The sequence below is a fragment of the Mycobacterium sp. NGS69 genome, from assembly GCF_059812165.1.
Genome location: NZ_JCALCD010000002.1, coordinates 686491 through 707430, shown reverse-complemented (window position 1 = coordinate 707430; position 20940 = coordinate 686491). Strand labels below are relative to the sequence as shown.

Annotated in this window: 22 protein-coding genes; 8 read left to right on the top strand and 14 right to left on the bottom strand. The window is 69.2% G+C overall.

Features of this window, described 5'->3' with window-relative positions; all coding sequences use genetic code 11:
- Positions 1-47 precede the first annotated feature (47 nt).
- From lipL to mutA, 5 genes are all read right to left on the bottom strand, one after another.
- Positions 48-1328: an esterase/beta-lactamase LipL gene (gene lipL / locus AC5Y2S_RS08730; RefSeq protein WP_499955699.1), complete on the bottom strand. Its 1281-nt coding sequence runs from the start codon at positions 1326-1328 to the stop codon at positions 48-50.
- Positions 1329-1398: 70 nt separating this feature from the next.
- Entirely contained in the window at positions 1399-2391 is a 993-nt protein-coding gene (meaB, locus tag AC5Y2S_RS08725; RefSeq protein WP_499955460.1) for a methylmalonyl Co-A mutase-associated GTPase MeaB, read from the bottom strand.
- A 27-nt stretch (positions 2392-2418) separates the two neighbouring features.
- Positions 2419-3726: an Rv1490 family membrane protein gene (locus AC5Y2S_RS08720; protein ID WP_499955458.1), complete on the bottom strand. Its 1308-nt coding sequence runs from the start codon at positions 3724-3726 to the stop codon at positions 2419-2421.
- A 185-nt stretch (positions 3727-3911) separates the two neighbouring features.
- A complete protein-coding gene (gene scpA / locus AC5Y2S_RS08715; protein WP_499955456.1) occupies positions 3912-6128 on the bottom strand; it encodes a methylmalonyl-CoA mutase in 2217 nt (738 codons plus the stop codon).
- 4 nt (positions 6129-6132) lie between these two features.
- On the bottom strand, positions 6133-7983 hold the full coding sequence (gene mutA / locus AC5Y2S_RS08710; RefSeq protein WP_499955454.1) for a methylmalonyl-CoA mutase small subunit: 1851 nt from the start codon (positions 7981-7983) through the stop codon (positions 6133-6135).
- Positions 7984-8162: 179 nt separating this feature from the next.
- On the opposite strand from mutA, the gene AC5Y2S_RS08705 reads away from it, so the two are divergent.
- The 3 genes from AC5Y2S_RS08705 (at position 8163) to AC5Y2S_RS08695 (ending at position 9668) form a co-directional block, all read left to right on the top strand.
- Complete coding sequence (locus AC5Y2S_RS08705; RefSeq protein ID WP_499955452.1) at positions 8163-8924, top strand: TVP38/TMEM64 family protein; 762 nt, start codon at positions 8163-8165, stop codon at positions 8922-8924.
- Positions 8925-9043: 119 nt separating this feature from the next.
- Positions 9044-9391, top strand: coding sequence for a hypothetical protein (locus AC5Y2S_RS08700; protein ID WP_499955450.1), 348 nt, complete (start codon positions 9044-9046; stop codon positions 9389-9391).
- Positions 9392-9413: 22 nt separating this feature from the next.
- Positions 9414-9668 (top strand): hypothetical protein, encoded by a 255-nt coding sequence (locus AC5Y2S_RS08695; RefSeq protein ID WP_499902093.1) that lies wholly within the window; start codon positions 9414-9416, stop codon positions 9666-9668.
- A 69-nt stretch (positions 9669-9737) separates the two neighbouring features.
- Here the strand turns inward: AC5Y2S_RS08695 and AC5Y2S_RS08690 are convergent, their stop codons facing one another.
- On the bottom strand, positions 9738-11210 hold the full coding sequence (locus AC5Y2S_RS08690) for a sensor histidine kinase (protein ID WP_499955448.1): 1473 nt from the start codon (positions 11208-11210) through the stop codon (positions 9738-9740).
- Positions 11207-11932, bottom strand: coding sequence for a response regulator transcription factor (locus tag AC5Y2S_RS08685; protein WP_499902095.1), 726 nt, complete (start codon positions 11930-11932; stop codon positions 11207-11209). The genes AC5Y2S_RS08690 and AC5Y2S_RS08685 overlap by 4 nt, the downstream gene beginning before the upstream one ends.
- A 115-nt stretch (positions 11933-12047) precedes the next feature.
- Here AC5Y2S_RS08685 and AC5Y2S_RS08680 point away from each other — a divergent pair, with 115 nt between their 5' ends.
- Genes AC5Y2S_RS08680 through AC5Y2S_RS08670 form a run of 3 tightly spaced genes read left to right on the top strand, consistent with a single transcriptional unit; the run spans position 12048 to position 13010 of the window.
- A complete protein-coding gene (locus AC5Y2S_RS08680) occupies positions 12048-12281 on the top strand; it encodes a FitA-like ribbon-helix-helix domain-containing protein (protein WP_499955447.1) in 234 nt (77 codons plus the stop codon).
- Positions 12278-12694 carry a type II toxin-antitoxin system VapC family toxin gene (locus AC5Y2S_RS08675; protein ID WP_499955445.1) on the top strand — a complete coding sequence of 139 codons (417 nt, stop codon included), beginning with the start codon at positions 12278-12280 and terminating at the stop codon, positions 12692-12694. The genes AC5Y2S_RS08680 and AC5Y2S_RS08675 overlap by 4 nt, the downstream gene beginning before the upstream one ends.
- A gap of 40 nt (positions 12695-12734) precedes the next feature.
- Positions 12735-13010: a hypothetical protein gene (locus AC5Y2S_RS08670; RefSeq protein WP_499902098.1), complete on the top strand. Its 276-nt coding sequence runs from the start codon at positions 12735-12737 to the stop codon at positions 13008-13010.
- Here AC5Y2S_RS08670 and AC5Y2S_RS08665 read toward each other — a convergent pair.
- From AC5Y2S_RS08665 to AC5Y2S_RS08650, 4 genes are read right to left on the bottom strand one after another with little or no spacing between them, the layout of a single operon-like run.
- Positions 12973-14337, bottom strand: a complete 1365-nt coding sequence (locus AC5Y2S_RS08665; RefSeq protein ID WP_499955443.1) for an MFS transporter — start codon at positions 14335-14337, stop codon at positions 12973-12975. The genes AC5Y2S_RS08670 and AC5Y2S_RS08665 overlap by 38 nt on opposite strands.
- 32 nt (positions 14338-14369) lie before the next feature.
- Positions 14370-14726, bottom strand: coding sequence for a DoxX family protein (locus AC5Y2S_RS08660; protein WP_499955441.1), 357 nt, complete (start codon positions 14724-14726; stop codon positions 14370-14372).
- A 10-nt stretch (positions 14727-14736) separates the two neighbouring features.
- The gene (locus AC5Y2S_RS08655; protein WP_499955439.1) at positions 14737-15879 is read right to left on the bottom strand and encodes an SPFH domain-containing protein; all 1143 of its coding nucleotides are present in this window, start codon (positions 15877-15879) and stop codon (positions 14737-14739) included.
- A 29-nt stretch (positions 15880-15908) separates the two neighbouring features.
- Positions 15909-16343 carry an NfeD family protein gene (locus AC5Y2S_RS08650; RefSeq protein WP_499902102.1) on the bottom strand — a complete coding sequence of 145 codons (435 nt, stop codon included), beginning with the start codon at positions 16341-16343 and terminating at the stop codon, positions 15909-15911.
- Between the two features lie 57 nt (positions 16344-16400).
- On the opposite strand from AC5Y2S_RS08650, the gene AC5Y2S_RS08645 reads away from it, so the two are divergent.
- Entirely contained in the window at positions 16401-17318 is a 918-nt protein-coding gene (locus AC5Y2S_RS08645) for an Rv1486c family protein (RefSeq protein WP_499955437.1), read from the top strand.
- Here AC5Y2S_RS08645 and AC5Y2S_RS08640 read toward each other — a convergent pair.
- Genes AC5Y2S_RS08640 through fabG1 form a run of 3 tightly spaced genes read right to left on the bottom strand, consistent with a single transcriptional unit; the run spans position 17315 to position 19911 of the window.
- Entirely contained in the window at positions 17315-18319 is a 1005-nt protein-coding gene (locus tag AC5Y2S_RS08640) for a ferrochelatase (RefSeq protein ID WP_499955435.1), read from the bottom strand. The two genes, AC5Y2S_RS08645 and AC5Y2S_RS08640, sit on opposite strands and share 4 nt — an antisense overlap.
- A 6-nt stretch (positions 18320-18325) precedes the next feature.
- Positions 18326-19135: an NADH-dependent enoyl-ACP reductase InhA gene (gene inhA / locus AC5Y2S_RS08635; RefSeq protein WP_499881827.1), complete on the bottom strand. Its 810-nt coding sequence runs from the start codon at positions 19133-19135 to the stop codon at positions 18326-18328.
- A 14-nt stretch (positions 19136-19149) separates the two neighbouring features.
- The gene (gene fabG1, locus AC5Y2S_RS08630) at positions 19150-19911 is read right to left on the bottom strand and encodes a 3-oxoacyl-ACP reductase FabG1 (RefSeq protein ID WP_499955433.1); all 762 of its coding nucleotides are present in this window, start codon (positions 19909-19911) and stop codon (positions 19150-19152) included.
- 146 nt (positions 19912-20057) lie between these two features.
- On the opposite strand from fabG1, the gene AC5Y2S_RS08625 reads away from it, so the two are divergent.
- On the top strand, positions 20058-20897 hold the full coding sequence (locus AC5Y2S_RS08625) for a type IV toxin-antitoxin system AbiEi family antitoxin (protein ID WP_499955431.1): 840 nt from the start codon (positions 20058-20060) through the stop codon (positions 20895-20897).
- Positions 20898-20940 lie beyond the last annotated feature (43 nt).

Sequence of the window (20940 nt, the reverse complement as noted above, 5' to 3'; positions counted from 1 at the left end):
CGCCGTATCGGAGCACGGGCGTTTTCAGCAAGCTGCCAAAAATCGCGTCAGCCGGCGACGGCTCCCGGCTCCGAGAACGGCGCCCCGAACTCGGTCACCGGCTGCAGGCCGCGCTTGCGCACCTTCGCGGCGGCGTCCCGGATCAGCTTGTAGATCCCGACGAACGCGGCGTGATCGGTCATCACGAACGGTGTCAGCAACCGGTTGTGGACCAGCGCGAACGCGACGCCCTCGGCGGGGTCGGTCCAGCCGACCGAACCGCCCAGCCCGACGTGCCCGAAGCCCGGCATCACGTTCCCGAACGGCAGGCTGTGGTAACCCAGGTGGAAAGCCAACGGCACGAACAGGTTTCGATCCGGACGCAGGCTGCGCCGACCGGTCAGGCCGGCAACCAGCTCCCGCGACAGGAATCGGGTGCCGTCGATCTCCCCGCCGTTCGCGATCGCCCCGTACATCCGCGCCAGCGCGCGGGCCGTGACCACCCCGTTGGCCGCCGGGATCTCGCCGTCCAGCAGCGGGATCTCACCCTGGGCGGCGGCGATGACGCCCGGGAAGTACATGGAGCGCCAGCCGCCGGACAACTCGTTGGCGACCTTGCGCGTCACGTAGGACAGGACCGGGTTGCCGACGATGCTCTGCGGCATGATGATCTGCGCGACCCGCGTCGGCGAGCCGGCCGGTGGCCGGCCCAGGTGCATCCCATCGGTGCCCAGGGGCTCGGCAAGCTCCTCGCGGATCAGCGTGCGCATGCCCTTTCCGGTCACGCCCCGGGCCAGCCCCGACATCAACCAGCCGAAGGTCAGCGCGTGATACGCGGATTTGCCGAGCAGGCGTCCCGGCGGGGCCGCCGCCAGCCTTTCCTCCATCACCACGTGATCCAGCAGGTCTTCCTGCGTGGCGCCGCGCAGCCCCGAAAGGCCGGCGTGGTGTTTCATCACCTGGCGCACGGTGAGTTCGGCTTTGCCGTTGGCCGCGAATTCCGGCCAGTACTCGGCGACGGGGGCCTCGTAGTCGATGAGCCCGCGGTCGGCCAGCCGGTGGATGACGGTGGCGGCCATGCCCTTGGTTGCCGAGAAAACCATGGGTGCGGTGTCGGCCGACCACGGCACGTGTCCGCCCCGGTCCGCCCAGCCGCTCCACACGTCGACGGCGGGTCGGCCGTCGACGTAGACGGCCAGGGCCCCGCCACCGAATCGGCGGGCCGGGAACATGGTGGAGAAAGCGCGAACGACGCACGTAAAGTGTGGGTCCGCCGCGCCGGACACGCGATGACCTGCGTCAGGGCCATCGTGCACAGGGACCGCGCGGCGAGCGACCCGGGACTCCATCGTCACGCTATCTAATTTACGTGGATTTCATACCTTCCGCCGGGAAAACGGCGGTTAATTTACCTTTCCGTTAGGCGGACGCGGCTTGAAGGATTTGCTGGGCCGCCAGGGCGGGGGTCAGCTCCCCCGCCTTGACCTGCCGTTCCAGGTCGGCGCGGATTTTGCGGACGCCCGGGTTGGACATCACCCGGTCCAGGACCGTGTCCCGGACCATCTGCCAGGTCCAGTCGACCTGCTGGGCCCGCCGGCGCTCATCGAGTTCCCCGGCTTCGGACAGCACCCGGTGATGGCGCTCGATCGTCTCCCAGAGCTCGGACAGGCCGGTGCCCTCAGTCGCGCTCATCGTGAGAACCGGTGGCCGCCAAAGCGTTTCGCCCGGATGGATCAGCCTGATCGCCGCCGACAGTTCCCGCGCGGCCTTTCGCGCCTCGGCCAGGTGTTCCCCGTCGGCCTTGTTGACCACGACGATGTCGGCCAGCTCCAGCGCGCCCTTCTTGATGCCCTGCAACTGATCGCCGCTGCGCGCCAGCGTCAACAACACGAAGGTGTCGACCATGTTTGCCACGGCCACCTCGGACTGGCCCACGCCGACCGTCTCGACGAGTATCACGTCGAACCCGGCGGCCTCCAGCAGGACGATGGTTTCCCGCGTGGCCTTGGCCACCCCGCCCAAGGTGCCCGAGGTCGGGGACGGGCGGATGTAGGCGTCCGGCTGGACCGCCAGGCGGGCCATCCGCGTCTTGTCGCCGAGGATGGAGCCGCCGGTTCGCGTAGACGATGGGTCCACGGCCAGCACCGCCACCCGGTGGCCGCGTTCGATCAGGTGCATGCCGAGCGCCTCGATGCTGGTGGACTTGCCCACCCCCGGAGTCCCGCTGATGCCGACGCGGTGCGCGTTGCCCGAGTGGGGCATCAGCTCCAGCAGCAGCCGCTGCGCCGTCTCGTGGTGGTCGGCGCGGGTGGATTCCAGCAGCGTGATCGCCCGCGGCAACGCCGCACGATCGCCGCTGCGCACCGCCTCGGCCAACGCCTCGACGGCATCGTTGTTCTGGGATACCGACACGATCCCCCAGCGTATAGGGCCGCCGGGTCAGAAAAGGTGCACGCTCCACACGCCGACGTTGTTGGCGGCCCCGGTCGGCAGTAACGCCAGCGCGAGGACGATGTATACGAAGAGCAGAACGTTCCTTCTCGTCGGCGCTCGCTCGATCTCCGGCCTCTTGACCGCGTACAGCATGTACACGACCGCCACGTCGAACGAGATCAGGATCCACCATCGGGTCCAATCGACAGCGGTGACGAATAGGGGAACCACCAATGCCGCCCCCAGCAGGGGCAGCACGAGATTGTGGCGGAATTCGCCGAGGAAAGCACGGACCGGAACGCCGGAGAAATAGCGGATTGTCCCCGCCGTGCCGGCGAAGTACACCACCCCGAGGACGAAGGCGCCGAGGAGCGGGAAGAACCCCCAATTCAACACCATGTAAATAGCGCCCGCGGTGTCGGCGTCGAAAATCGGAATCACTTTACTGCACATGAAGTCGTGAAAATCCGTCCGGCTCTCGACACGACCGAGCATGTAGTCGAGCGCTTTCTGGGGCGTCGTGGAAACCCCCCACGGATGTTCGATCATCCCGTGCGGAACTTGGGCGCACAGCTGCGCCGCGACGTCTCGGCGCCCCAGTGCGGCGACCGAGAGTGTCGCGACGAACCCCGGACCGACCGCCAGGACCGCGCACATTCGCTGGGTGGAGCGGGGCGAATCCTTCGCGAGGACGACGATCGCCAAAGCCGCTCCGAGCGCGAACGCCAGCGGAATCGCCTCGTGCAGCAGGGCCAGCACGGCTAGCGCGATTCCGTACAGGGCGCTGAGGCCCATTCGGGCGCGGGGCGTTCTCGCCCTGGTGAGCGCGATGCTGTAGGCCAGCAGCGCAGTCATGCCGAAGAGTTCGGGATGCGGGCTGTAGATGGCATAGGAAAGCGAGAAGGGCAGCACCGGGACCAGGAGGGCAAGCATCACCTGGCGTTGGGGTCTGGCTTCTCCGGAAGGAACGGTGACGATCCGCCACGCCAGCACCGCGAGGGCGATCAGCCAAACCACGATGGACGCCCACAGGATCGCGTAGGCGGCGGTGAAGTAGTGGCCGGGGGCGAATATACGGATGAGCTCGCCGCCCAGCCCGCGCCGCACGAATCCGGGCGCGTAATTCCCGACGTAGTACTGCAACCACCATAAGTCGTTGGAAAAGACGACCCGCTGAAAATACATGTGGGCGATAACCCAGACGATCACCCAGGTCGAGGTCAGTAGATAAACTAATGAAATTCGGTCGGCCAGGTGCGGGTATCGCCGCGGAAAATAGCGACCCCCCGAATAAGTGGAAACGTCCACCAGCATTGCAGCGCCTTCCCGATAAGGCGTTTTGCAGGAGAATAGCCGACCCCGAACGGACGTGCATAGCTTCTTGCGCGATTAGACGTAGCCCGATCGCCCGATCATGAATACATGGCGCCCGGGATCCGTCGACGGCCCAGGTGTGTCGCTAATAATCCGAGGTCACCAACGCATCCGGTGAATGCGCGCTAATCCAGCTTGTATTCAAGCCGCTCGGCGAGCTTGTGCAGCAGCCCGATCGCGGCGTCGGCGATCACCGTTCCGGGCGGGAAGATGGCGGTGGCACCGGCGGCGTACAGCTCGTCGAAGTCGCCGGGCGGGATGACGCCGCCGACCACGATCATGATGTCGGGCCGTCCCACCTCGGCCAGCGCGTCGCGCAAGGCCGGCACCAGCGTCAGGTGGCCGGCGGCCAGCGACGACACCCCGATGACGTGCACGTCGTTGTCGGCGGCCTGGCGGGCAACCTCCTCGGGCGTGGAGAACAGCGACCCGACGTCGACGTCGAAACCGATGTCGGCGAACGCCGTCGCGATCACCTTCTGCCCGCGGTCGTGGCCGTCCTGGCCCATCTTGGCCACCAGGATCCGGGGCCGGCGACCGTCGGCCTCGGCGAATTTCTGGACCAATTCGGTGGCGGTTGCGATGTTGGTCGCCTTTCCGGCCTCGTGACGGTAGACCCCGGCGATAGTACGGATCTCCGCCTGGTGACGGCCATACACCTTTTCCAGCGCGTCGGAAATCTCGCCCACGGTGGCCTTGGCCCGGGCCGCGTCGATGGCCAGCGCCAGCAGGTTGTTGCCCAGGCCGTCTTCCCCGGCCCGACCGTGCGCGGCCGCGGCGCGCGACAGCTCCGCGAGAGCGGCGTCGACGGCCGAGGAGTCCCGGCCGGCCCGCAGCTCCCGCAATTTCGCCAACTGCTCGGCGCGCACCCGGCTGTTCTCGACCTTGAGCACCTCGATCTCCTGGTCCTCGTCGACCTGATACTTGTTCACGCCGATCACGGGCTGCTGGCCCGAGTCGATGCGGGCCTGGGTGCGCGCGGCGGCCTCCTCGATGCGCATCTTGGGGATGCCGTCGTCGATGGCCTGCGCCATGCCGCCGTGCTCCGCGATCTCGGCCATGTGGCCCCGCGCGGCCTCCGCGAGCCGGTGCGTCAGCCACTCCACGTAGTAGGAGCCGCCCCACGGGTCGATCGGCCTGGTGGTGCCGGATTCCTGCGCCAACAGCAGCTGGGTGTTGCGCGCGATGCGGGCCGAGAAGTCGGTGGGCAGCGCCAGCGCCTCGTCCAGCGCGTTGGTGTGCAGCGACTGGGTGTGGCCCTGGGTGGCGGCCATGGCCTCGATGCAGGTGCGCGCGACGTTGTTGAAGGCGTCCTGGGCGGTCAGCGACCAGCCCGAGGTCTGCGAATGCGTGCGCAGGGAAAGGGATTTGGGGTTCTTGGCGCTGAATCCGGCGACCAGTTCGCTCCACAGCAGCCGGCCGGCACGCAGCTTGGCGACCTCCATGAAGAAGTTCATGCCGATGCCCCAGAAGAACGACAGCCGGGGCGCGAACTTGTCGATGTCCAGCCCGGCGTCCAGGCCCGCCTTGATGTAGTCGACGCCGTCGGCCAGGGTGTAGGCCAGCTCCAAATCCGCTGTGGCACCGGCCTCTTGGATGTGGTAACCGGAGATCGAGATGGAGTTGAACTTGGGCATCTTGGCGCTGGTGTAGGCGAAGATGTCGGAGATGATGCGCATCGACGGCTTGGGCGGGTAGATGTAGGTGTTGCGCACCATGAACTCTTTGAGGATGTCGTTCTGGATGGTGCCGGCCAGCTTCTCCGGTGGCACCCCCTGCTCCTCGGCGGCCACCACGTACAGCGCCAGGATCGGCAGCACGGCGCCGTTCATGGTCATCGACACCGACACCGCCGACAGGTCGATGCCGTCGAACAGCTGCCGCATGTCGAGAATGGAATCGATTGCCACACCGGCCATTCCGACGTCGCCCTGGACGCGGGGGTGGTCGGAGTCGTAGCCGCGGTGGGTGGCCAGGTCGAAGGCCACGGACAGGCCCTTTTGGCCGGCGGCGAGGTTGCGGCGGTAGAACGCGTTGGAATCCGCCGCGGTGGAGAACCCGGCGTACTGGCGAATTGTCCACGGCTGATTGACATACATCGTCGGGTAGGGGCCGCGCACGAAGGGGGGCTCACCCGGGAAACTGTTCAGCGGATAGCCCTCGGCCGCCGCGGCCGCACGATCGGCGGCGATGTACACGGGTTTGACGTCGATGCCTTCGGGCGTGTGCCACTCGGCGGCGACGTGGTTTCGGGCGGCCGCCTCGGTGGGCGGGCGCACTTCGCGATCGCCGTGCAGCGGGATGTCGGAGAAGCTGCCGACGGCAGGCGTCGTCATCGTCATGGCGCTACGCTCCCAACCGGGTGAGCAGGTTCGAAAGGGCTTCGACCGCATTGATTTTCGCGGTCAGGTACTCGTCCGGCCGATGTGCGGCATCTCCCAGCGCCCGCTCCGGGCCCGCGAGGTAGACCGTCGTCACACCGGCGCCCCGGGCCGCCTCGACGACGCCCGAAGCGTCGTCGAGATAGCGCTTGTCGGTGCCGCACACGATGGCCACCGTCGAATCGGCGTCGGCCACCGCGGCCGCGACCCCGGCGGCGTCGACCGGACCCGGGTTGATCGCCTCGATGCCGCCCGACGCGAGCAGGTTGGCCGCGAACGTCGTCCTGATGTTGTGCTCGGCCAACGGGCCGAGCGGCAGCAGCAACGCCTTGGGGCGCGAACCCGTGCGCGCCAGGAAGGCGTCGGAACGGTCCCGCAGGGCCTCGAACTCCGCCGCGTAGCGCCGGACTCCGGAAGGCGGCTCCCCTTGCGGCAGAGGCGGTTCCTCGAGGTTCGGATATTCGTTGACGCCGGTGATCGCGGTGCGGCGGTGCGCGATGTCGTCGGCGCGCCGCGCGGCGACGGCGGCGATCTGCTCGGCGATGTAGTCACGGGCGGCGGCGAACCCGCCGCGGGCCGCCCGCTCCTCGGTGGCCTGGAACTGCTGCCACGCCCGCTGGGCCAGCTGCTCGGTGAGGTCCTCGACGTACCAGGACCCGCCGGCCGGGTCCAACACCCGTCCGACGTGGGACTCCTCCAGCAGCAGCAGCTGGGTGTTGCGGGCGATGCGGCGCGCGAAGCCGCGCCCAACTCCGGGAAAGCCGCCGGGGATGGCCACATCGAAGGGCAACACCACCACGGTATCGGCGCCGCCGACGCCCGCGCCGAAGGCGGCCACCGTGCCGCGCAGCATGTTCACCCACGGGTCGCGCTGGGTCATCATCGGCAGCGAGGTCTGCGCGTGCACCACCGCCGCGCCGGCCGCCGGCTCGCCGACGACCTCGGCGACGCGCGCCCACAGCTGACGCGCGGCGCGGACCTTGGCGATGGTCATGAACTGGTCGTCGTCGGCGGCCAGCCGGAAGCTGATCTGCCGCAACGCTTGTCCGGCCGGGATCCCGGCCTCGGTGAGCAGACGCAGGTAGGCCACCGCGGCCGCGAGGCCGCCGGCCAGCTCCCAACTGGCGTTGGCCCCGAGGTTGTGGAAGGCGGGGCCGTCGACGGTGATCGCCCGCACGCCGTGGTTTGCGGCCACCCGCGTTGCAATGGCGATCACCTGCTCGGCCGACGGGGATTCCCGGCGGCTCAGCGTCGCGGTCAGCGGGTCCGCGCCCAGGTCGATCGACAGGGCGTCGCGCTTGTCGGCATCCAGCTGGTCGACCAACGCCAGCAGGGCGTCGCAGGCCTCGGCGTAGTGGGCGCCCGCGTCGAGGATCACCGGCACCAGATCCAGGTAGACGCCCGAGAGCAGCTGCCCGAGGTCGCCGGCCGCCACCCCGGACTCCCCCACCCGTACCAGCAGCGCGCTGACCCCGTCGGTGAGGGCGGCCAGCACCGCGGCGTTGGGGTCATCGCAACCCGGCGCGGGAAAAACCTCGGCGACCTTCCAGCCGGCGTCGACGTCGCGGGCCGCGTCGGCGCCGCGCACGTAGGGCCACTCGCCGGGCAGCGCCGGTTCGGGGAGCTGGTCGAGCGCGGTGTAGAGCGCCCGGACGGCGATCCCGTCGTAGGTCGGGGTTTCCAGCAGCCGTTCGGGCTCGTCCCCCAGTTGCTCGGGATCCTTGCGCGAGCTCTTCGACAGCACACCGGCGACCGCGGTGCGCCAACGCCCGCGAACCTGGTCCAGGCCGGCGAGTTCGGGTACATCAATGGACACCGATTGCTCCCTTTTTCCCAGTAAATGGGGCTCTGCCAATTACTGACGAGGCTAATTGATTGGGCCTCCCGGCAAAAAACCGCGCGGGGCGACCAGCGGGACGCGCCGGTTGCTGGCGGCGATGAAACGCCAGGCTCTGGAAAGGACTTATTCGACCGTTCCCCGTACCCTTGACAGGCGTGACGGGTTCCGCCACCTGCAAAATCACCGAGCGACTGCGCGACGTCGGCCGCGCCCTGGCCGCGACGGCTCGGCAGCTGTCCGGGCCCCGGACACTCGCGACAGTGGTCGGTATCACAGCGCTGATCGTGGCGGCCACCTGGCTTCGGTTGCCGACGCCGGTGCAGATGCGGGACTGGGCCGAGTCGGTGGGCCCCTGGTTCCCGTTGGCCTTTCTCGCCGCGCACATCGTGGTCACCGTGGTGCCGGTCCCCCGCACCGCGTTCACCCTGGCGGCCGGGCTGCTGTTCGGCCCCCTGCTGGGGGTCGCCATCGCGGTGGTCGCGAGCACTGCGAGCGCGGTGCTCGCGATGCTGCTGGTGCGCGCGGCCGGGTGGCAGCTCAACCGACTGGTTCGCCACCGCGCGATCGACACGGTCGACGAGCGCTTGCGCGAACGCGGCTGGCTGGCCGTCTTCTCGCTGCGGTTGATCCCCGCCGTGCCGTTTTCGGCGATCAACTACGGCGCCGGCGCGTCGGCGGTGCGCCCGGTGCCGTACACGCTGGCAACGCTGGCGGGTTTGCTGCCCGGGACCGCGGCCGTGGTGATCCTCGGCGATGCGCTCGCCAGTCACCCGAGCCCGCTGCTGCTGCTGGTGTCGCTGTGCACGGGCGCCTTGGGGCTGACGGGGCTGATCATCGAGATCCGCCAATTCCGGCGGCATCACCGCCAGAAGGCGCCGGGCGACGAGCGTTCGCCCGAGCCGGCCGCCGTCGGCTGACGTCGCCTCGGCGATTCTGAACCGAACCTGAAGATCTGAGCGCTACGAGCCGCTCTTCAGGTTGACTTCAGATCCGCTTCCTACCGTCGCCGGCATCAGCACAGCGACAAGGAGGCACAGTGACCGCTGAGGAATCAACCCAAACCACACAACCCGCAACTCCACCTTCGGTCCTGCAGCGGCACCCGCTCGGTGTCGCCGTCGGCACCGGATTGGCCGGGCTCGTCGTCGGCGCGTTCGGGGCCGCCACCCTGATCGGCCTCTGGGCCCCCGCGCCCCCGCCGCCGGGCGGGGGTTTTCCGCCGCCGCCGGCCGCCTGGGGTCCCCCGCCGCCACCGCCGTTTGGCTGGCACGCACCGCCGCCGCCCTGGGCCGGCCCGCCGCCGGGCCAGCCGCCGCAGCCCGGCGTCCCCGCTCCCCCCGCCGGACCGGCGTCCCCGCCGTCGTCGCCACCGCAGGCCCACTAACAAATAAAAGGAGAAAAGGTTGATGAACATCAAGCAAGCGATTGCCAGCACGTTGCTCGCGGGCGCCCTCGGGGTGGCCGCGGCAGGCTTCGGTGCCGCGGTGGCCAGCGCCGATCCGCCGCCGCCACCACCGGGACCGGGACAGCCCGCACAGCCGCCGCCCGGTCCGGGGGGTCCGGGCGGACCGTTCGGGGCTCCCCCGCCCGGGCCCGGTGTACCGGGCGGACCATTTGGGCAGCACCCCGGCGGACCACCTCCACCGCCGCCGGGATTCTGACGCCGGCCGCCCAGGGCACTGACGAGCGGTGGTCGCCCCAATCAATCCGGTGGGGCGGCCACCGCTCCCTCAATTCACGCCCGCGTCGAGCGGCAGGCTGAGCCGGAATTGGGCCCCGCCCTCGCGGGGCAAACACGTCAGGTCCCCGCCATGCGCGCGCGCCAGCGCCCGGGCGATCGGCAGGCCCAGGCCGGCGCCGCCGTGGTCGCGGGCGCGCCCGGCGTCGAGGCGTACCAGCCGCTCAAAGATGCGGTCGCGCTCGTCGTCGGGAACGCCGGGGCCGGTGTCGGTGACCGTGACCTCGGCGGTCTGGTCGCTCGAGCGGAGGTCGATGTGGATGGCGCCGCCCGCGGGGGTATGCCTGCGGGCGTTGTCGAGCAGGTTGGACAAGATCTGCGCCAGCCGGGTCGGGTCCGCATTCATCCGGAGTTCGTCGAGGCCGGTCCGGACGACCGTGACGGCGGGCGCCAGCATGGTCGCCCGGTCGGCTTCGGCGTGGACCAGGGCGGCCAGGTCGACGTCTTGCAGATCCAGCGGCAGCCCGGCGTCGATGCGGCTCAGGTCCAGCATGTCGGCCACCAGGCGTCCGGCGCGGCGGGCGTCGGACAGCAGCAGGCTGGCACGGCGGTACTGACCGCGCGCCGCGTCATCCGCTTGATGCTGGCCGGCGTTGCTGACGAGCTGCTCGGCGGCTACCAGGATGCCGGTGATCGGCGTGCGCAGCTCGTGCGCGGCGTCGACGAGGAATCCCCTGGTCGCCTCCTCGGCGCGCTGCGCGGACTCGGCGGACTGCCGGGCCCGGTCCTCGGATGCTTCCAGGGCGTCGAGCATGCCATCGAAAGCCGCAGCCGCGCGGCCTAATTCGGTGCTCGGACGGTCGGGACGCAGCCGCCTACCCCGGTCGCCGGTGGTGATGGACCGAGCCAGGGTGGTGAGCCGGTCAAGGGGACGCAGCGCGGCGCCGGTGACCAGGATGAGCAGCAGACCGGCGGCGGCGAGGAAGACCAAGCTCGCCACCACCATGACTTCGCGCAGCCGGCGCAGCAGCGCGGTCGTCTGGGTCGTGTCGGCAACCAGGATCACCTTTCCCCCGGCGTTCAGCGGGTGCACGATGACCGCTGCGGTTGCGTCCGCGGGCGGTGGCGGCGGTGGGCCCCACGGTGGCGGTGGTGGGGGCGGCCCCCACGGCGGAGGTGGCGGGCCCCACGGCGGCGGCGCGGGCGGCAGCTCGGTCGCCCCCGCCGTGGTGTCGAGGCTTATCGCGTGGTCGCCGTAGCTGGTTCCATCCGGGGTGAACAGCAGCGCGCGGATGCCGCCGCCGCCGAGCTGCGCGACTAGGCGCTCGGGTGGGGTGTTGGCGGCGGCCAAGGCGTCCGCGCGCGCTGCCGTCGCCATCAATCGATCGTGCAGATCGCGGCGGGCCTGCGATCCGACCACCAAATCGATCGCGACCCCGAGCACCACCAGCAGCACGGTGAGCAGGCCGAGCACCATCACGATCACCCGCCGGCGCAACGACGGTGTCCGCGTTGTCGCCGTCATGGCCGCACCGCCTGCAGGCGGTAGCCGATGCCCCGCACCGTGTGCAAAACGCGCGGGCCGTGCGCCTCGAGCTTGCGCCGCAGCCCACTCACGTGAACATGCACCAGGTTGGCGTCGTAGGCGTCGTAACCCCATATGGCATTGAGGATTTGGCCGGTGCTGACGATGCGGCCGCGCTGCTCGACCAGAAAGCCCAGCAGCCTGAGCTCGGTGCCGGTCAGTGCCAACGGGTTACCCGATCGCGAGGCGACTCCGGCCTCCAGGTCGAGGGTCAGGTCGCCGAATTGAACCGCCGAGGGCAACCGGCCGCCCCGGCGCAGCACCGCGCCGACCCGCGAGAGCAGCTCGGCCAGTTCGAAGGGTTTGACCACGTAGTCGTCGGCCCCGCCGTCCAGCCCCCGGATCCGATCCGGCAACCCGTCGCGGGCGGTGAGCAATACGATTCCGGCCCCGCCCCAGTCCCGGACCACGTCGATCAGCGCGAAACCGTCCCGGCCGGGCAGCATTACATCCAGGATCACCAGGTCGGGCCGAAACCCCTCCAACGCATCCTCGAGCCCGGCGCCGTCGCGGCGGGTCGCGGTCACGTACCCGGCGTCGGCCAATGCCTCGCCGACCATCTCGCGGATCGCCTCGGAATCCTCCACGACCAGCACCCGCGCGGCGACTGCCTGGCCCGCGGCACGGCGCGGGGCGTGGTTGGCGTCGGACCGGTCGCTCATCGTCCCATTGTCGGCGCTACTGGCGCACCGCCGCCTGAAGCGAACCTGAAGAAACCGCCCGACGCGGACAGTTTCAGTGGCTGCATAATGCCTGCATCAATGCTAATCTGCAGGCATGGTGGCTATCACGATCCGGGGCGTTCCCGGGGACGTTCGCGACGAACTGGCCGCTCGTGCAGCCCGGTCGGGCCAGTCGCTACAGGAATACCTCCGCGGCCTGCTCCTCGCCACGGCGGACAAGCCAACACCGCGCGATGTCATCGCCCGGGCCCGCGCCAGGGTCGACGCAACGCAAGCGCGCCTCGACGCGGCCGCCATCCTCGCGGCCAAGGACGCCGAGCGCCGGTGACCGGGCGTGTCGTCTGCGACGCGTCGGCGGTCATAGCCGTTCTGCTGGATTCGGGCGGCGACGGGCAATGGGCAACCGGGCGTCTAGCGGACGCGGAACTTTTCGCACCGACGTTGCTGCCCTACGAATGCGCCAACGTCATCAGGCGCGCGGAGCGCGGCGGGGTGATCGGGGCCGACCAGGCCGCTCAAGCGCACGCCGACCTGCTCGACCTGGCGATCGAGTTCTGGCCGTACGACGTGCTGGCGACGCGCGCTTGGGAGCTGCGGGCCAATCTATCCAGCTACGACGCCGCCTACGTCGCCCTTGCCGAGACCATCGTGGCCCCACTGGTGACTTTGGACCGGCGGATCCTGCGAGCGCCAGGCATTACCTGTTCGGTGTCGGTCCCCGAGGGCACGTCCGGGCAGTAGCGTCCTCAGATACCCACATCCGACGACCAGGGGAACCAGCATGACCTCCAACGACACCGATGCCCCCGTCCGTCGCCACTCCACGCTCGTCGTAATCGGCGTGGGGCTGGTGGGTTTGGTGCTCGGCGCGATCGCGGCCTTTGCGATCACCGGCCTGGTCTTCACAGTCCGCGTGCAGCTGCCCCCGCCGCCGTATCCGCCACCCCTCGGGTCGAACGCGCCCGGTTGTGTCTACCCGGCGCCGACGTCGGGCACCGCGCCGGCGCCGGCGCCGGGCGTCATGCCGGCTCCGCCCTTGCCGCCGCTGCCGCGCTGAGCCCGACCAGCTCCGTTGAACCCAGCAACGGCTTGCCGGCCACCTCCGGGGCGAAGAACAGGGTGACGGCGCCGACCAGCCCGGCGAACATCAGCATGTAGGCGGGCATCAAGGGATTGCCGGTTCCGGCGACCAGCGTCTCGGCGATCAGCGGGGTGGTGCCGCCGAATGCCGAGACCGCGATGTTGAACCCGATCGACACCGCGCCGTAGCGCACGTGGGTGGGAAACAGCGCGGGCAGGATCGCCGGCTCGAGGCTGCTCAGGAAGAGCATCGGCAGGCCGACGAGCACCACACCGGCGAACTTCGTCGGATACGCCCCGCCGAACCGCATCAACGCGAATGCCGGCAGCGACACCGCGATCAGCAGCCCGCAGCCCGTCCACATCAGCGGTTTGACGCCGATTCGGTCGGACAGCATCGCGACGAGGAGCACCCCGATCGTCAGGACGGCCAGCACCATGAGGACCATCACCAGGGCCGCGGTGTCCCCCACGCCCGCGGTCTTCTTCAGGTACGTCGGCACGTACCCGCTGACCATGTAGCTGGTGTCGGTGACCGCGAGCTCGACACCAAGGCAGATCAGCAGCCCTTTCCACTGCCGCACGATCGTCAACTTGAATTGGGTGCCAACCGAGACGGGCAGCGCAACCTTGTGCACCTTCTCGTAACCGGGCGACTCGTCGATGCGCGAGCGCAGGTAAACCGCGACGAGGCCCAACGGCGCGGCCAGCAGAAACGGTATGCGCCAGCCCCAGCTCAGCATGTCGGCGCTCGGCAGCGCCGTCTGCAGCCCCGTCACCAGCACGGCGCCCACCACGAAGCCGGCCAGCGTGCCCACCGGCAGGAACCCGGCCAGCGTCCCGCGTTTGTGGTCCGGGGCGTGTTCGGCGATGAACGTCATGGCGCCCGCGTATTCGCCGCCGGAGGAGAGCCCCTGGCCGATGCGAATGATCGTGAGCAGGATGGGGGCCCAGATCCCGGTGGCGTGGTAGCCGGGCAGCACGCCGGTCGCGGCGCCGCACACCGCCATCAGGGAGATCGTCATCACCAGCACGGGCTTGCGCCCTATGCGGTCGCCGAGCGGGCCGAAGATGAACCCGCCGAGGGGCCGGACGACGAATCCGGCCGTCATCGTGCCGAACGTGGCGATCAGGTTGCCCGCCCCGGAATTGTCTCCGGGATAGAAGGTCTGCGCGAGGAGGGTGGCGACGAGGCTGAACAGGGTGAAGTCGTACGCCTCCATGAAGTTGCCGATGGCCGTGCCCTGGATGGACCGATGCGTCGCGCGCCTATCGGCGACGTGGACCTCAGCTTTTCGACTCATTGGGTAAATGACTTACCCGCAACGCTCGGCAACTAGTCCCGATCCGGGCCCTCCACCGTCATGGCCGCGAATATCGCCAGGAACGTGGCGGCGGGAAGGGCGTTGACGATCTTGTCCCGTGCCCGGATGTGCGCGCCGACGGCCAGGGTGAAGTACAGCGTCAGCATCGCCGTCGTCAGCCTCGCCAGGCCGGGGAACCGGGTGACCGAGAGCAGGCCGACCGCCGCGGCCGCCTTGACGACCGGCAGCACGGGTCGAATCTCGTCCGGCACCCCCACGTCGTCCAGCACCTTCTTGATCGGGGCAACCTGGATCCCGCAGGCCACCGCGTCGACGGCATGGAACACGGCAAGCGCCGCATAGGTTTTCGGTGAAGTCAGCGCACTCATACACCGAAGCCTATTGGGTCAGCTGCGGCGGCGCCCCGGGCTCCCCGTCCACCGGCGCGCGGGCGATCGCCTCGGCCTTGGCCACCGCCTGCGCGATCGCCGGGTCGGTCTCGGTGGAGAACCAGTCGGCGACTTCGGCGTCGTCGGATTCGGCGGCGTGCTTGGGGACGTCGTCGACCGGGGACGGTTGGAACCGGAACACGCCGTCCTCGCCGGGGGCGCCCAGGAGTTTGGTGAATCCTTGCAGCGCCGCGCTGAAGTCGCTCGGCACCACCCACACCTTGTTGGCGTCACCGCGCGCCATCTCCGGCAGTGTCTGCAGGTACTGGTAGGCCAGCATCTCCGGGGTGGGCCGGCCGGCCTTGATCGCGGCGAACGTCTTCTCGATGGCCTTGGCCTCCCCCTGCGCCTGCAGGTAGGCGGCCGCGCGCTCACCCTGAGCGCGCAGCATGCGGGACTGCCGGTCGGCCTCGGCGCCCAGGATCGCGGCCTGCTTGGCGCCCTCGGCGGCCAGGATCTGTGCCTGCTTTTGGCCCTCGGCCTCCTTGATCGCCGCCTCGCGCATGCCCTCGGCGGTCAGGATCATCGCCCGCTTCTCCCGGTCGGCCTTCATCTGCTTTTCCATCGAGGCCTGGATCGACGGCGGCGGGTCGATGCTGCGCAACTCCACCCGGGCGACCCGCAGGCCCCAGCGGCCGGTGGCCTCGTCGAGCACGCCGCGCAGCTGGCCGTTGATCATGTCGCGGGAGGTCAGCGTCTGCTCCAGGGTCATCCCGCCGACCACGTTGCGCAGGGTGGTGGTGGTGAGCTGTTCGACGCCGACGATGTAGTTGCTGATCTCGTAGACCGCCGCCTGCGGCACGGTGACCTGGAAGTAGACCACGGTGTCGATGTTGAGGGTCAGGTTGTCCTCGGTGATCACCGGCTGCGGCGGGAACGACACCACCCGCTCGCGCAGGTCCACGCGGGCGCGCACCCGGTCGATGAACGGCACCAGCAGCGTCAGCTGCCCGCTGACCGTGCGGCTGTAACGGCCCAGGCGCTCGATCACCGCGGCCTCGGCCTGCGGGATCAGCGCAACGGACTTCGCCACCACGATGATCCCGAAGACGACGATCGCAAGCGCCACCACCAACAGAGCGATCCCAGCCATCGTGCTTCCTCCTGTTTCTGCCCCAGCGATTACATGTCCTTGAACACCACCGCGGTGGCGCCATTGATCTGCATGACCGTCACCCGGTCGCCGGGTTCGTAGACATCGTTGTCGTTGAGTGGCCGGGCCGTCCATACCTGACCGTCCAGCTTCACCTGGCCCTCGTCTCGCGCGACGCGGTCCAGGACCAGCGCGCTCTTGCCCTCGAGCGCCTTGATGCCGGTCGGCAACCCCTTCGCGGGCGTGAGCCGCCGCCGCAGCGCCGGCCGCACCAACACCAGCAGCAGCACGGAGACGACCACGAACACCGCCGCGTCGGCCCAGATCGGCAAGCCCAGCAGCCAAGTGCTGCCCGCGGCGGCCAGCGCGCCGCCGGAAAGCATCAACAGGGACATGTCGCCGGTCAGCGCCTCCGCACCGGCAAGCACCAGCGCGAATATGAGCCAAATCACCGCGGCGGGCATGCGGTCAGAATACGCGTAATCCGCCTTTGCCGGACCAAACAACTACACTCCGAGATCATGTGGTGTCCGAGTGTCTCGCTGTCCCTGTGGGCCAACGCCTGGCTCGCGGGAAAGGCCGCGCCCGACGATGTGTTGGACGCGTTATCTCTTTGGGCGCCAAAGCAATCGGTCACCGCGTATGATGCCGTCGCCGCCGGGCACACGGGACTGCCGTGGCCCGATGTCCACGACGCCGGGACGGTCACGCTGCTGCAAACCCTGCGCGCGGCGGTTGGCCGGCCGGCGATTTCGGCGCCCTCCGCGCGGCCCGGTCGTTTGCGGGGGACGATCAACTTGGTTCTGCCGGTGCCCGGCGACGTGCGGGGGCTGGCGGCGGGAACGCAGTTCGAGAGCGACGCGCTCGCGGCCGGCGAGGCGGTCATCATCACCAACCCCGACGATCCGACCTCCGCCGTCGGGCTGGTCCCCGAGTTCAGCTACGGCGATCTGGACGGGCCCGACGACGCGAGCCTGGACGAATTGTGCGCGCTGTCCTGGACGGTGTACTCGCTGCCCGGCGCGGCGCCGCCCCACCCGTACGAGCTCGGCGACGCGGAGTACGCGCTGCGGTCCGCCGTGCGCTCGGCCGCGGATGCGCTCGGCGCCATCGGGATGGGCGCCGCATCGGACGTCGACGACCCGCGCGGGCTCGTCGAGCAGCTGCTGGAATCTGCACGGCAGCACCGCATTCCCGAGCATGCGCCGTCTCGCGCGCTGCGGGTGCTGGAGAACGCCGCGCACGTCGACGCCATCATCGCCGTCAGCGCCGGGCTGAGCCGGTCCGACTCCCCCGCGGACCGCATCGCCGCGGGGATCACCCAGTCGTCGTCGCAAGCGCAGATCGCCACCGATGCGCTGCGCCCGCTGACCACGGTGGTGCGTTCGGCGCGGATGGCCGCGGTCGACGCGATCCTGCACTCGGCCTGGGCCGATTAGTCCTTGCTTACCCGCGCCGCGCAGTGCGGCGGCCGGCACCGCTCGCCGTTGACACTGGCGAGGCAGCCGGGCACCGGATCCGTTCCGTCCACCCGATTCGGCGCCCGGCCGTGGCGCAGCTCGTCGATCAGGTCCGCGGCCAGCCGGGCGAATCGCCTGTCGGCGTTGGGAGTTGCGGCGCGGGCGAAGGCCATGCCCGCGGCCTCGGCCTGTAATCGCAACTCGTGGTCGAGGTCCCACACCACCTCGATGTGGTCGGCGACGAACCCGATCGGGCAGGCGATGACGGCCTTGGCGCTCAGCGTCGCCAGATGGTCGCCCACGTCCGGCTCCAGCCACGGGATCTGGGGCGGTCCCGAGCGCGACTGCCAGGCCAGGTCGTAGTCGGTGTAGCCGGCGGCCGCAGCGACGAGCCTTGTGGCATAGGCGACTTGGCGGCTGTAGAGCCGGGGGCCGAAGCCGTCGTCCGCGGCCACCGGGACCGAATGGGCGGTGAAGACCAGCCGCGCGCCCTCCGGCACGGTCTCGGCCGCGGCGGCGACGGCGCCGGCGAACATCTCGACGAAAAGCGGATGGTCGAAATAGGGCCGCAGCTTCACCAATTCGGGCGCGCCCGGCCCGGCCACCCGGCGCGCCCGGGCGATGTCTTGGACGTACTGCGTGCAGCTGGAATATCCGCTCCACGCCGACGTGGTGAACACCGCGGCACGGCGAACGCCGTTGTCGCGCATGGTGGCAACGGTGTCCTCGACGTAGGGCCCCCAATTGCGGTTGCCGAAATAGACCGGCAGGTCCAGTTCCGCGCGCAGCTCGGCGATCAGGGCGCGGTTTATGCCGTTGATCGGCGACACGCCGCCGAAATGCAGATAGTGCTCGGCGACTTCATCCAGGCGCTCGGGCGGCACGTTGCGGCCCCGGGTGACGTTCTCCAGGAAGGGCCGCACCTGCTCGGGCCCTTCCGGACCGCCGAAGGACAGCAGCAGGACCGCGTCGAAATCCATTGGCGCTTAGAGCAACTGGGTGCTGGCGCCGCCGTCGGCGTAGATGATGGTGCCGGTGGTGGCCGGCAGCCACTCCGAAAGCAGCGCGCACACCGTCTTGGCGACAGGTGTGGGATCCTTCATGTTCCAGCCGATCGGTGCGCGCTGGTCCCAGCCCTCCTCGAGCAGCTGCATCTGGGCGCCGGCCTCCTCGCCGAGCGCGCCGCCGACGATCGCGCTCATCGCAAGCGTCCGGATCGGGCCGGCCGCAACGAGATTCGACCGCACGCCGTAAGGCCCTGCCTCGCGCGCCACGAACCGGTTGACCGACTCCAGCGCGCTCTTGGCCACCGTCATCCAGTTGTAGGCCGGCATCGCGCGCGACGGGTCGAAGTCCATGCCGACGATGGAGCCACCGGGGTTCATGATCGGCAGCAGCGCCTTGGCCAGCGAGGCGTACGAAAAGGCGGAAATGTGAATGCCTTTCGACACATCCTCGTACGGAGCGTCGAAGAACGGGTTGATGCCCATCCCGGTCTGCGGCATGAAGCCGATCGAGTGCACCACGCCGTCCAGCTTGTTGCCCTCGCCGATCTCGGCCGTCACCCGCTCGGCCAGCGTGGCCAGGTGCTTCTCGTCCTGCACGTCGAGCTCGATCAGCGGCGCCTTCTCCGGCAGCCGGTCGGCGATGCGCTGGATCAGGCGCAACCGGTCGAATCCGGTCAGCACCAGCTGCGCCCCCGCTTCCTGGGCGACCTTGGCGATGTGAAACGCGATCGACGAGTCGGTGATGATCCCGGAGACCAGAATCCGTTTGCCTTCGAGCAGTCCTGCCATATCCGTCCTTCTACTCAGTGGCCCATGCCCATGCCGCCGTCGACCGGGATGACCGCGCCGGCGATGTAGCCCGCATCCTCGGACGCCAGGAAGCTGACCGCCCCGGCGACGTCCTCGGCGGTGCCGACCCGCTTGGCCGGGATGAATTCCAGTGCGCCCGCCTGGATCCGCTCGTCCAGCGCGCGCGTCATCTCGGTGTCGATGTAGCCGGGGGCGACCACGTTGGCGGTCACGCCGGCCTTGGACAGCTCGCGGGAGATCGAGCGGGCCATGCCGATCAGGCCGGCCTTGGCGGCCGCGTAGTTGGCCTGGTTGCCGATGCCCCACATGCCGGAGACCGACCCGATGAAGATGATGCGGCCGAACCGCTTGCGTTGCATGCTGCGCGACGCCCGCTGGGCCACCCGGAACGCCCCGGTGAGGTTGGCGTTGATGACCTCGGTGAACCGCTCCTCGGTCATCCGGATCAGGAAGGCGTCTTTGGAGATGCCGGCGTTGGACACCAGCACCTCGACCGGGCCCTGGTGCTCCTCGACCTCCTTGAAGGCGCGGTCGACGGCGTCGTTGTCGGTGACGTCGCACTCGACGCCGAACAGCCCCTCGGGCGCTCCGGATCCGCGGTGCGTGATGGCCACCTTGTGCCCGTCGGCCGCCAGCCGCTGTGCGATCGCCAGACCGATCCCCCGGTTTCCGCCCGTCACCAGGACCGACCGGGATACGAAAGGAGGCTTGCCAGCGGGGGCATCCGTGGCGGTTTCGGTGGCTGTGTCAGTCACCCCGTCAACCTATCGTCTGACCGCGGCACGCCCGAAATCGCCTCGCTCTTGCCGCGAACCTAACCTGGCCGCGATTTTCGGGGTGGCTTTTCGCAGTGCGGTTCGACTCGCGCAGTGATGTCGGTAACGCGCAGCAGACTTCGTCCATGATCGAGCCTTTTCTCGGCAGCGAAGCCCTATCTGCGGGCACGCTGACGCCTTACCAATTGCGCAGTCGGTACGTCGCGCTGCACAAAGACGTATACGTGCCCCGCGATGTGGAGTTGACGGCGCAATTGCGCGCGAAAGCGTTGTGGCTACGCTCGCGCCGCCGCGGCATTCTGGCCGGCTACTCGGCTTCTGCGCTGCACGGCGCCAAGTGGATCAACGCTAGTCTTCCCGCCGCGATCATCGACACCAACGCCCGCCGCGAACCGCGCGTGCAAATCTGGGAAGACCGCATCGAGGCCGACGAAGTCTGCGTCGTCGAAGGTATGCGCGTGACCACACCAGAGCGGACGGCACTCGACCTGGTCAGTCGTTTCCCGCTAGATCCCGCCGTCGCCGCGACCGACGCGCTCATTCAGGCAACCCATCTGAAAATGGCCGACGTGGAGCAATTGGTCGATCGCTACCGGGGCCGACGTGGCATCAAAGCAGCACGAGCCGCGCTCGAACTGGTTGACGGCGGTGCGCAATCGCCCAAGGAGACCTGGTTGCGCCTGCTGCTCATTCGCGCCGGATTTCCGCGTCCGCAGACACAGATCGCAGTCCGCAATGAATGGGGTTGGGCAGAAGCCTATTTGGACATGGGCTGGGAAGATCTCAAGGTCGCGGCGGAGTATGACGGCGACCAGCATCGATCCAGCCGATATCAATACGTGAAGGACATCCGCAGGCTCGAGATGGTCGAGCGTTACGGGTGGATCGTGGTGAGAGTCGTCGCCGAAGATCACCCGGATGACATAGTCCGCCGCGTCGCCCGGGCGCGTGCGCGGCGAACCTAACCACACGGCGAAATCCGCAGCCGGAAATCGCAGCCCGGTTAGG

Bases quoted from the DNA above. Each gene is read 5' to 3' on its own strand.
- lipL (WP_499955699.1), bottom strand. From the start codon at position 1,328: ATGGAGTCCCGGGTCGCTCGCCGCGCGGTCCCTGTGCACGATGGCCCT.
- AC5Y2S_RS08720 (WP_499955458.1), bottom strand. From the start codon at position 3,726: ATGCTGGTGGACGTTTCCACTTATTCGGGGGGTCGCTATTTTCCGCGG.
- scpA (WP_499955456.1), bottom strand. From the start codon at position 6,128: ATGACGATGACGACGCCTGCCGTCGGCAGCTTCTCCGACATCCCGCTG.
- AC5Y2S_RS08695 (WP_499902093.1), top strand. From the start codon at position 9,414: ATGAACATCAAGCAAGCGATTGCCAGCACGTTGCTCGCGGGCGCCCTC.
- AC5Y2S_RS08690 (WP_499955448.1), bottom strand. From the start codon at position 11,210: ATGACGGCGACAACGCGGACACCGTCGTTGCGCCGGCGGGTGATCGTG.
- AC5Y2S_RS08685 (WP_499902095.1), bottom strand. From the start codon at position 11,932: ATGAGCGACCGGTCCGACGCCAACCACGCCCCGCGCCGTGCCGCGGGC.
- AC5Y2S_RS08680 (WP_499955447.1), top strand. From the start codon at position 12,048: ATGGTGGCTATCACGATCCGGGGCGTTCCCGGGGACGTTCGCGACGAA.
- AC5Y2S_RS08670 (WP_499902098.1), top strand. From the start codon at position 12,735: ATGACCTCCAACGACACCGATGCCCCCGTCCGTCGCCACTCCACGCTC.
- AC5Y2S_RS08665 (WP_499955443.1), bottom strand. From the start codon at position 14,337: ATGAGTCGAAAAGCTGAGGTCCACGTCGCCGATAGGCGCGCGACGCAT.
- AC5Y2S_RS08660 (WP_499955441.1), bottom strand. From the start codon at position 14,726: ATGAGTGCGCTGACTTCACCGAAAACCTATGCGGCGCTTGCCGTGTTC.
- AC5Y2S_RS08655 (WP_499955439.1), bottom strand. From the start codon at position 15,879: ATGGCTGGGATCGCTCTGTTGGTGGTGGCGCTTGCGATCGTCGTCTTC.
- AC5Y2S_RS08650 (WP_499902102.1), bottom strand. From the start codon at position 16,343: ATGCCCGCCGCGGTGATTTGGCTCATATTCGCGCTGGTGCTTGCCGGT.
- AC5Y2S_RS08645 (WP_499955437.1), top strand. From the start codon at position 16,401: ATGTGGTGTCCGAGTGTCTCGCTGTCCCTGTGGGCCAACGCCTGGCTC.
- AC5Y2S_RS08640 (WP_499955435.1), bottom strand. From the start codon at position 18,319: ATGGATTTCGACGCGGTCCTGCTGCTGTCCTTCGGCGGTCCGGAAGGG.
- inhA (WP_499881827.1), bottom strand. From the start codon at position 19,135: ATGGCAGGACTGCTCGAAGGCAAACGGATTCTGGTCTCCGGGATCATC.
- AC5Y2S_RS08625 (WP_499955431.1), top strand. From the start codon at position 20,058: ATGATCGAGCCTTTTCTCGGCAGCGAAGCCCTATCTGCGGGCACGCTG.